The following is a 9826-nucleotide window of genomic DNA, read 5'->3' on the forward strand; positions in this document are numbered from 1 at the left end:
AGTACGGATAAATTAGAAGTCCACTCTACAAATACAATGCTCATTGTAGACTTGACATTATTTAACTTATGTTATATACTATGAACACCGTTATATAAGGGAGTATAAATTAGGGGGAGTTCATTATGTTTAGAAAATTTGCTGCGATTATCAATGAAGTCGCACTCATCAAGCAAATTGCCGTTGGTCTTGTCATCGGCATTCTGCTGGCACTTTATGTACCGCAAGCGGTACCTGTTGTTACCATCTTCGGTGACCTGTTTGTAAAAGCATTAAAGGGCGTTGCTCCGGTGCTGGTTTTCTTCTTGGTTATGAACGCTATGGCTAAAAAGAAAAGCGGCGGCGAAGCAAATATGAAGCCTATTATCGGCTTATATGTTATCGGCACCTTCTTTGCATCCTTAGTTGGTGTAAGCCTGTCCTTCCTGGCACCTACCACTCTGCACCTGCAGGTTGCAGATGCTAAGCTCAACCCGCCTAGCGGCATCGTTGAGGTTCTGCATAACCTGATTCTGAGTGTTGTAGATAACCCGATTGCTGCTCTGCTGAACGCTAACTACATCGGCATTCTGGCATGGGCTGTAGTATTCGGCTTGGCTATGAACCTGGCTGCTAACGAAACTACCAAAAATGCTTTGGACGATGTTGCGAAGGCAATCACTCTGGTTGTTAAATGGGTTATCCATTTCGCTCCTCTGGGCATCATGGGCCTGGTAGCAACCTCCATCAGCGACAGCGGTCTGTCCGCTATTTCCAGCTATGTACATCTGCTGGCAGTACTCATCAGCTCCTACTTCCTGGTAGCGCTTGTTATGAACCCGTTGATCGTTTACTTCAACATCCGTCGCAATCCGTATCCGCTGGTTTGGGCAACCATCCGCGAATCCGGCGTGTACGCTTTCTTTACCCGCAGCTCCGCTGCTAACATTCCGGTTAACATGGCACTGTGCAAACGCCTGGGCCTGAATCCTGATACCTACGCAATTTCCATTCCGTTAGGCGCAACCATCAACATGGCCGGTGCTTCCATCACCATTTCCGTACTGGCGCTTGCTGCTGCCAATACTCTGGGCATTCATGTTGATATGCCGACAGCTCTCTTGCTGTGCATCGTTTCTACCGTTGGTGCCTGCGGTGCTTCCGGTGTTGCCGGCGGCTCCCTGCTGCTGATTCCGGTTGCCTGCGCTTCCTTTGGTATCAGCAATGATATCGCTATGCAGGTTGTAGGCGTTGGCTTCATCATCTCCGTACTGGAGGATGCTTGCGAAACTGCGCTCAACAGCTCCAGTGACGTTCTCTTTACCGCAACTGCCGAATTTGCAGAGCGCGCTAAGGAAGGCACTCTGAAGTCCGAAGACCTGGTTCCGAAAGACAACATTTAATTTAAAATAACAACAAAACGGCCGCCGAAGCTTGTGCTCCGGCGGCTGTTTCATTTTGAAAGGATGATGTGGTTTTTATGTATTAGCCTTCAATGGCAATATATTTTTTGTCTTCGACTTTTTTAGGCTCAACCTTAGGAATAGTAACCTTCAGGATACCATCTTCAAATTTAGCCTTGATATCCTCCTGGGTAACTGCTTCGCCGACATAGAAGGTTCTTGCACATTGACCGCTGTAACGTTCACGACGGATGTAAACGCCTTTATCGTTCTTTTCGTCCTTGTCGAGGCCTTTAGCTGCGGTAATGGTCAGATAACCGTTTTCCAGTTTGGCGCTGACGTCCTCTTTTTTGAAGCCCGGCAGGTCGATATCCATTTCATAAGCGGTATCCGATTCCTTGATATCGGTTTTCATAACGTTCTGGGCATGTTTGCCGTACAACGGATTGCGATGACCGAAGAACTCTTTTTCAAACGGGAAATCCATTAAATCATCAAATAAGCTTTCACCAAATACACTAGGCATCATCATAAGTCATTCCTCCAGTTTTATTGCGCTTGTTGTAGTCATTTTCATGTTGATGCAGCAAGTATTGATTTGATTTGCCAACGCGGGATTTGTGCTTTTCAGGTGCTGCCCTTGCAGCTCCTGTAGCTCATTTCCTTTGTTGATTATGTTATACCACTAACTGTTAGCACTGTCAAGCGTTGAGTGCTAATTTCTGACGATTTCACAGAAATTACAAAAAGTGGGGGAGAGCCCCCTTCCGCCTCACTACGTTCGGCACCTTCCCCAAGGGGCAGGCAAGACTAATAGCTTTCCATTAACCTTTATTAGCACGTTTCTTGGTTCCCCCTCGGGGGAACTGTCGCGTTAGCGACTAAAGGGGGAAATGTGAGAGCAGATGGGAAGATGGCTAGAATAGAGAGCCTCGTTTTTCTTCCCAAAGTCATATTTGCTTACACAACCCTTCCGTCTGCTCGCAACGCTCGCAGCCACCTCCCCTTTCAGGGGAGATATAATGGTATTGCGAAATTTTAACTTTAGCTGTTACTACGAACTTTTATATGCTCCCTGAAAGGGAGCTGGCAAAATCACGTAGTGATTTTGACTGAGGGTTGTGCTTACTTAAGTTAAAATAAACACTAAAACTTAAAATTTTACTCCCAAAATCTCAAAAAATCTCTCAATTCCCCCTAAATTTCCCCCTCATCCTACCCGAATTTGCCATTTCGGGTAGGGATAAATTACTAAAAATTCGTTATACTACAGCCAGAAGCAAAGGAAAAACAACTTGTTCTTCTTGCTTTTCCGTCTTTACCAAACGGAGCAGGTACTGCAAAAACCAAAATGAAACAAGGCAAATTTTGGCAACAGGCAGCGCAAGCCTCCGCAAGGTAAAAAACATTTTACTTAAAAAGGAGGAATTTCCCATGAAAAAATCTTTAGTACTCGCAATGGCAATGGCTCTTGGTGTAACCGCTTCTGCTTATGCAGCTAACCCCTTCAGCGACGTTCCTGCCGGCCACTGGGCATATGACAGCATCAACAAGCTGGCAGCTGCAGGCGTAATCGATGGCTATGGCGACGGCACCTTCGGCGGTGACAAGCTGATGACTCGTTATGAAATGGCACAAATCGTTGCTAAAGCAATGGCCAAAGGCGCTAACGTTGAAAAGCTGGCAGCAGAATTTGCTGACGAGCTGGACAACCTGGGCGTACGCGTAGCTAACCTAGAGAAAAAGGCTGACAATGTAAAGATTACCGGTGAACTGCGCTTCCGTTATGTAAATCAAGACGGTGCAATGTTTAAGGATAGTGAGGGCAGAGAATCTTTAGTTATAGGCAATGCTTCTAACCATATAGCAGATCTCCGTTCCCGCATCTGGATTAACGGCATGATTAATGATGACTGGACCTACACCGGCATGCTGGAGAACACGCAGGATTTGAGCGATAATGCAGGTAACGAAGATACAAAATTCCAACGTGCTTATGTAGACGGCAAGCTGGGTGGTATGGCAGTACGTGCAGGCCGTTATAATCTGGTAATTGCTGATGGCAATATCTATGATACACGTGCTGATGGCTTGGAGCTGTCTTATGGCAACAAGCTTAAATTAAAAGGCTTTGCAGGCAAGGCAACTGATGATATCACTGTTGTACCATATATGGAGACTCGCGGCAACGATACTTTAACTGGTGATATTACTAACGGCGGCAAGTATTGGGGCTTGGCTGTTGAAGGCGAGCTGGCTAAGGGCTTGATGGCTACTGCTGGCTATACTCAATTCAAAGATATGGGTACCGGCTTTGCAGAAGCTCATGATGCTCCTTCTTTTGATATCCCTAGTTATTTCTATGGCAAAACTGATATTGACAACGGCATCTGGCATGCAGGCCTGAGCTATGATATCGGCCATTTCAACCTGTCCGCTATGTATCTGAAGGGCGATTTGTCTGCTGACAAACTTAATGAAGAGAATAATGGGATTAACCAAGATATTGATAGATATCTTGATGATGACGGCTTCGTTATCGGCCTGTCCTATAAGGGTGCTAAGGCTGAAGATGCAGGCAGCTGGGGTGCATGGGCTAAATACTATGACCAAGGCGCACAAACCTATGTTGCACACACCACCGATGCTAACACCTTTGGCATGACTGGCTTCAAGGGCTTCGGCGTAGGCGCTAACTACACCTTCGCTAAAAACATCGTAGCTAACGTTGCATACTACAACACCGAATCCAAGCTGGCTAAAGCAATTGGCGCTGCTGATCATCTGGATCGCACCAAAGACCATCGCTTCTGGACTGACGTAACCTTCACTTTCTGATAAACCTTCATACAAAAACTTCCTAAAATTGGCAGCGCTTGCGCTGTCGGCAGAGAACCGCCGTGAGGCGGTTCTTTTGCGTTTGGGTGGGGGTGCAACCCCCTTCCGCCTCACTACGTTCGGCACCTTCCCCAAGGGGCAGGCAAGACTAATAGCTTTCCATTAACCTTCATCAGCACATTCTTGGTTTCCCCTTGGGGAAACTGTCGCGTTAGCGACTAAAGGGGGAATCACTGAAGCAAATGAGAAGTTGGCTAGAATAGAGAGGCTCGCTTTTCTTCCTAAAGTTATATCTTCTTACACAACCCTTCCGTCTGCTCGCAAGGCTCGCAGCCACCTCCCCTTTCAGGGGAGATATAACAGGCTAGATTTAAAATTACAATTCGCAATTACAACCAGCCTCTATATGCTCCCTGAAAGGGAGCTGGCAAAATCACACAGTGATTTTGACTGAGGGTTGTGCTTGCGACAAACTGAGTCTTAGCGTCAAGGGAGCTGGCATCGCCGTAGGCGATGACTGAGGGTTGTGCAAGGCGAAATTTATTATGCTAATGTTGCTTGCGACGCGGCCCCCTTCCGCCTAACTACGTTTGGCACCTTCCCCAAGGGGCAGGCAAGACTAATAGCTTTCCATTAACCTTTATCAGCACATTCTTGGTTTCCCCTTGGGGGACAAGGTGAATTGCCCGTAGGGCAAGAGAGGGCGCCCTGGGGCGACTGTCGCGTTAGCGACTAAAGGGGGAATCACTGAAGCAAATGAGAAGTTGGCTAGAAATATAACCTAAAATTTTCTCTCAACCACCCCAAAAATCAAAAATATCCCAAAAATTTCCCCTCATCCTACCCGAAATCACTCTTTTGGGTGGGGCGCTTTTGCACATTTTAGGCTACACTATAGGTGTAAACAATCAGCTGCTTCCGCTTGAGGTGCTGAGCAGGCGCATCTTCATCAACGCTGACAGTAGGGAATGGATGCAGGAAATGAAGGATTTGCTGCATGACGGCGGCAACCTGCGCAAGTTTGCGATTCGGGCGAAGGTTATGGACGGCAGTGTTTATCTGGAGGAGATTGATTAAGGTAAAATCTGCATTCTGTGCGGAAATTTATAGAATTAGGGATTTTAGGAGGTAATGAATATGAAAATGAAAAAATTAACCAGCTTATGTGGTTGCCTGTTGCTTTCCATGTGCATGGGCGTTGGCGCTATGACTGCTCCGCTGTCTGCTGAGGCTGCAGCACGCGAAAAGGTTATTCTGGACGCAGATATGGTGGATTTGTTTGATGACGGCATCGCTATGATGATGCTTGCCGAATCTCCCAAAATGGATTTAAAGGGTGTTACCATCGTTATCGGCAATACCTGGGTTGAAACTGGTACCGCTTCCGCTATTCGTCAGCTGGAGGGCATCGGCCGCACTGATATTCCTGTATATATGGGCGTTAATGAAACCGTTCGCAAGGACCGTTTCGCTAACATGAAGGAAGAAAAACGCATTTACGGCCGTGGCCATGACTCCCATCTGGGCGCTGCAGGCTATCCTCAGCCGGCATCCTGGCAGGCTGAATACCGCAAGAATTATAATGATGAGCCTGTTATGAACCCGCAAAAGGAACATGCTGCTGATTTCATCATTGATACTATCAAAAAGCATCCGGGCGAAGTAACCATCGTTGCTATCGGCAGCGGTGCTAACCTGGCAGCTGCTCTGGACAAGGCTCCGGAAATTGCTCCGCTGGCTAAACGCGTTGTTTATATGGCAGGCGCTTTCTTCTGCGAAGGCAACGTAATGCCGACCTCCGAGTTCAACGTTTGGATTGATCCGGAAACCGCTAAAAAGGCTTACCGCGCTCCTTGGAAGGAGCAAATCTTCCTGCCGCTGGATGTTTGCAGCAAGGAACTGATGAGCCACGATGATTTTAAGGATCTGGAAAGCCGCATTAAGAGCGACCGCTTCAAGGCTATGTGGGAAAGCCACTATGCTACCCCGATGTTCCGCAAGGATCCGGCTTTCAAGAACTACATTTGGGACGTTCTGGCAGCAGCAGTTGCTATTGATCCGTCCGTAATTCTGGAATCCGAAACTCTGCCGATTGATGTTGATGACCAATACGGCTATGGCTACGGTCAGACTATGGGCTTCCGCGGCGCTGCTCCTGAGGGTGCTCAGAATGCGAAGATTGTTTACGCTGTAGACCGCGCTAAGGTTTGGAAGATGGTTGAGGATGTATTCAACAAGCTGTAAGCAATAATTTTGTGATTTAAAGCTTGCGCCCTACCCGAATTTGCTGTTTCGGGTGGGGCGCTTTAGTTTTTTTTAGGGTAAAATATAGGTATAAAAGATTAGCTGCAAAGCAGGCAGCAGGAAGCGGAGGGATGGAGATGTTGAAGAAAAGCTGTAAAAATGTCCTGGTGGGAGCAATGCTGCTGGCTTCATTGGCAATGCTGCTGAATGGCTGCGGTTCGGATAAGCAGGCGGCGGCAACACAGCCTAAGGCCACGAAGGTGGAGGAAGCTGCAGCGAATGTGGCAAAGGTGCCTGCCTATGAGCGTGAATATGGCAAGCTGGTGGAGGGTATCTATAATTTTGTGAATGATGGCAATATGGATAAAATGCCGCAGCAGGGCATGACCGGTATCTATGAGCTGCGGGACCGTATGGGTTACGTTGATGCGTTGAACATGCTTGGTTATACGCTGCAGGATATCAATAATGACAAGGTGCCGGAGCTGATTTTTGCTATCTTGGATAATGAAAAGCAGGGCAAGGGCTATTACGGCAAGGATATCTATGCTGTCTATACCTTTGTGGACGGCAAGATAAAATTTGTTGATGAAGGCTGGGCACGCAGCAATCTGCAGCTGTTGGCGAACAATATGCTGCTGACACGCGGCAACAGCAGTAATACAGACTATGTGCTGGCGCTGGAGGATTTGCTGCCGAACGGTGATAAAAGATGCGTTGATATGTACTTTACCCGTTCAAAGAACGGTAATGCGGCTGCCAACGGACTTGATGTTTACCGTAACGATGTGGGCAGAGATGATGTGGCTGCTTCGCAAAAGACGAATATGTCTGCAGATGATTTCTTTGATATGGGCGCAGAGATGGCCGGTGACAGCGTGAAGCTTGAGCTGCTGCCGTTGAAGGAATATAAGCAGCGAGGCTTTAAGGGCCTGGCGATGCAGTATCTGGAATGCATGGGCGTACATGAGCTGCAGGATGCAAAGTTTGATCTTTCCAAGTACGAGCAGGTTTCCGTGCCTAATCCCTTTAAGGGTGCGGACGTGATTTTCCGCAGTACGAAAAATCTGGAAGAGTTCCGTCTGCTGGAGCTTGCTTCCGGTAAGAGTGTTTACAGCAAGGATTTGCTGATGGCTGATGAAAAGCTGGTGCTGCATCTGGAGAGCCTGGAAACTATTCCCAAGAACGGTATCAGCTTTAAGGATGATGCAGGCAGGGAGCGCCGGTTTGCGATTCTGCAAAGCGGTAAGGATGGCAGTATTTATCTGCAGGAGATTGATTAAGGTAAAATGCCTGAAGAGGCTTAAATTAAGCTATGATGTAAAAAACTTTGGAGGTGTTTTTTATGCGTAAAAGATTTTTAGCTGCAATGTTATTGGCACTGGGTATTGGTTTGTTTGGCGGTTGGGGCAGTGCTCAGGCTAATAGTGTGCCGGAGTCTACTCAAAGCATGCTGCATGTGTGCTGGCTGAAGGATGCTCATGTTAATCCTGCGGCCTGCGAGGTTGTGAGAATGCCGGATGCTTTTGAGTCGGCAAAGGCTGTGGTGACGAGCTCGGTGGATTTTCCTGATTTTCAGGTTGTGGCGCTGGATTTGCGTGAAGTGAGCGCTGAGGGCTATCCTGTTTTTAACGTGCAGTCTGTTTATTATAAGGATTTCCTGCGTGCGACGGAGCCGATTATTATTGTGATGCGTGATTCCGAGTCCTTCCCGCGCAATGGTATTGCGGTGCGTGATTCTTTGGGCAGGGAGCGTATTTTCGGTATTGCTATCAGCGGTGAGGACGGAAGCCTGCTGCTGAGTGAGGTTGAGAGATAGAGGTGTGGGCGATGAAGAGATTATTTAGCTTGCTGATGTTCTGCCTGCTGCTGCTTGCTAGTACTGCGGCGATGGCAGCGTCTTATTCTTATGGTGCGTATTCGTATATGCGTTATGGTGCGAATGGCAGGGATAATGCTTCTTTGCATCTGATTTATACGCAGTCCGGCATTTTTGCTTCTGTTGTTACTTATGATTTGCAGGACGGTAATGCGCCGATGTTTAAGGGCGTGGGGATGCTGGAGAACGGTTCGCTGGTGCTGGAGGATTATTCGTTTGATGTGGGCCGTCATGGTGAGGATACACGTTATTTTGGTTATGGCTCTCAGCCGCTTGTTTGTGAGGCCAGAGTGCAGGATAGTAAGCAGGTTGTGCTGCTGCCGACGGTTGATGCACGCGAGATGGGTATTACTAAGGTGAGTGAGCCTGATATCGGCGGTACCTATAAGTTTGAGGGAATGCAGGCGGAAGAGGATTATACTATGGCGCTGTATTTCCTGCGTAAGCTGAATGTGAAGAATACGGGTTTGGATTTGAGCAGTAAGGATTATTGGTTTGGCTATGGCAGTCGTTTTGCCGAGGCTCCGAACAGCGTTTTTAATTCGTATCTGCCGCAGGAGTACGGCGATTATTTTGGGGTTTATGTTTATAATAAGAATGATGAGCTGGTTATGACTTATTATGTGCATCCGAGTTTGTGGGATGCGTATCGTGTGACTGTTGATGGTGAGGTTAAGTTGCTGTGTAGCAATGATGCTGTTGGTTGAGGCAGTGAGTTGAGTTTGAGGTCCTTGCGACGTAAGTTAATATTGCGGAGCAGGGGCCTTTTTGATGTTGAAAAAGGGGTTGCTTGTGCGTCGCAATTAAATATCGTTTCAGTCAGTAGCAATTTTCCTATGCCTTAGGGCATAACGCAAATTTCGTGCGGAACCAGGACGAAGCATCGGTACAATTTGTCAGACGGTAAAAGAATGTTACGTACCCTTGCTTCTATGGTTCCAAGCACTCATTTGCTAAAATTGCTATTCCTTACACGATATGTTAATTGCTCGTGCTGGTGTTCTGCTATCCTTCTTGCCTGCCCCTTGGGGAAGGTGCCGAACGAAGTGAGGCGGAAGGGGGTTGTGCGTCGCAATTAAATATCGTTTCAGTCAGGAGCAATTTTCCCATGCCTTAGGACATAACGCAAATTTTGTGCGGAACCAGGACGAAGCATCGGTACAATTTGTCAGACGGTAAAAGAATGTTACGTACCCTTGCTTCTATGGTTCCAAGCACTCATTTGCTAAAATTGCTATTCCTTACACGATATGTTAATTGCTCGTGCTGGTGTTCTGCTATCCTTCTTGCCTGCCCCTTGGGGAAGGTGCCGAACGAAGTGAGGCGGAAGGGGGTTGTGCGTCGCAATTAAATATCGTTTCAGTCAGGAGCAATTTTCCCATGCCTTAGGACATAACGCAAATTTTGTGCGGAACCAGGACGAAGCATCGGTACAATTTGTCAGACGGTAAAAGAATGTTACGTACCCTTGCTTCTATGGTTC

Annotated in this window: 8 protein-coding genes; 7 read left to right on the forward strand and 1 reads right to left on the reverse strand. The window is 47.4% G+C overall.

Going from position 1 to position 9826, the window contains the following annotated elements:
- Positions 1-125 precede the first annotated feature (125 nt).
- On the forward strand, positions 126-1382 hold the full coding sequence (gene sstT, locus Q0G26_RS08675) for a serine/threonine transporter SstT (protein WP_293829906.1): 1257 nt from the start codon (positions 126-128) through the stop codon (positions 1380-1382).
- An 82-nt stretch (positions 1383-1464) separates the two neighbouring features.
- On the opposite strand, the gene Q0G26_RS08680 is transcribed toward sstT, so the two are convergent.
- A complete protein-coding gene (locus Q0G26_RS08680; protein WP_009145490.1) occupies positions 1465-1914 on the reverse strand; it encodes an Hsp20/alpha crystallin family protein in 450 nt (149 codons plus the stop codon).
- 902 nt (positions 1915-2816) lie between these two features.
- On the opposite strand from Q0G26_RS08680, the gene Q0G26_RS08685 reads away from it, so the two are divergent.
- The 6 genes from Q0G26_RS08685 to Q0G26_RS08710 all read left to right on the forward strand — a co-directional run bounded on the left by Q0G26_RS08685 (position 2817) and on the right by Q0G26_RS08710 (position 9050).
- A complete protein-coding gene (locus tag Q0G26_RS08685) occupies positions 2817-4220 on the forward strand; it encodes an S-layer homology domain-containing protein (protein ID WP_293829908.1) in 1404 nt (467 codons plus the stop codon).
- A gap of 873 nt (positions 4221-5093) precedes the next feature.
- Complete coding sequence (locus tag Q0G26_RS08690; protein ID WP_293829909.1) at positions 5094-5297, forward strand: hypothetical protein; 204 nt, start codon at positions 5094-5096, stop codon at positions 5295-5297.
- Positions 5298-5357: 60 nt separating this feature from the next.
- Positions 5358-6464, forward strand: coding sequence for a nucleoside hydrolase (locus tag Q0G26_RS08695; RefSeq protein WP_293829911.1), 1107 nt, complete (start codon positions 5358-5360; stop codon positions 6462-6464).
- 137 nt (positions 6465-6601) lie between these two features.
- Positions 6602-7747, forward strand: a complete 1146-nt coding sequence (locus tag Q0G26_RS08700) for a hypothetical protein (RefSeq protein ID WP_293829913.1) — start codon at positions 6602-6604, stop codon at positions 7745-7747.
- A 62-nt stretch (positions 7748-7809) separates the two neighbouring features.
- Positions 7810-8283, forward strand: coding sequence for a hypothetical protein (locus Q0G26_RS08705; RefSeq protein ID WP_293829915.1), 474 nt, complete (start codon positions 7810-7812; stop codon positions 8281-8283).
- 11 nt (positions 8284-8294) lie between these two features.
- Positions 8295-9050, forward strand: coding sequence for a hypothetical protein (locus Q0G26_RS08710; RefSeq protein WP_293829917.1), 756 nt, complete (start codon positions 8295-8297; stop codon positions 9048-9050).
- Positions 9051-9826: the final 776 nt, after the last annotated feature.

This window comes from uncultured Phascolarctobacterium sp., assembly GCF_934190775.1.
Lineage (GTDB): Bacteria > Bacillota > Negativicutes > Acidaminococcales > Acidaminococcaceae > Phascolarctobacterium_A.

Coding starts and splice junctions, on each gene's coding strand:
- sstT (WP_293829906.1), top strand. CDS start 126: ATGTTTAGAAAATTTGCTGCGATTATCAATGAAGTCGCACTCATCAAG.
- Q0G26_RS08680 (WP_009145490.1), bottom strand. CDS start 1,914: ATGATGATGCCTAGTGTATTTGGTGAAAGCTTATTTGATGATTTAATG.
- Q0G26_RS08685 (WP_293829908.1), top strand. CDS start 2,817: ATGAAAAAATCTTTAGTACTCGCAATGGCAATGGCTCTTGGTGTAACC.
- Q0G26_RS08695 (WP_293829911.1), top strand. CDS start 5,358: ATGAAAATGAAAAAATTAACCAGCTTATGTGGTTGCCTGTTGCTTTCC.
- Q0G26_RS08700 (WP_293829913.1), top strand. CDS start 6,602: ATGTTGAAGAAAAGCTGTAAAAATGTCCTGGTGGGAGCAATGCTGCTG.
- Q0G26_RS08705 (WP_293829915.1), top strand. CDS start 7,810: ATGCGTAAAAGATTTTTAGCTGCAATGTTATTGGCACTGGGTATTGGT.
- Q0G26_RS08710 (WP_293829917.1), top strand. CDS start 8,295: ATGAAGAGATTATTTAGCTTGCTGATGTTCTGCCTGCTGCTGCTTGCT.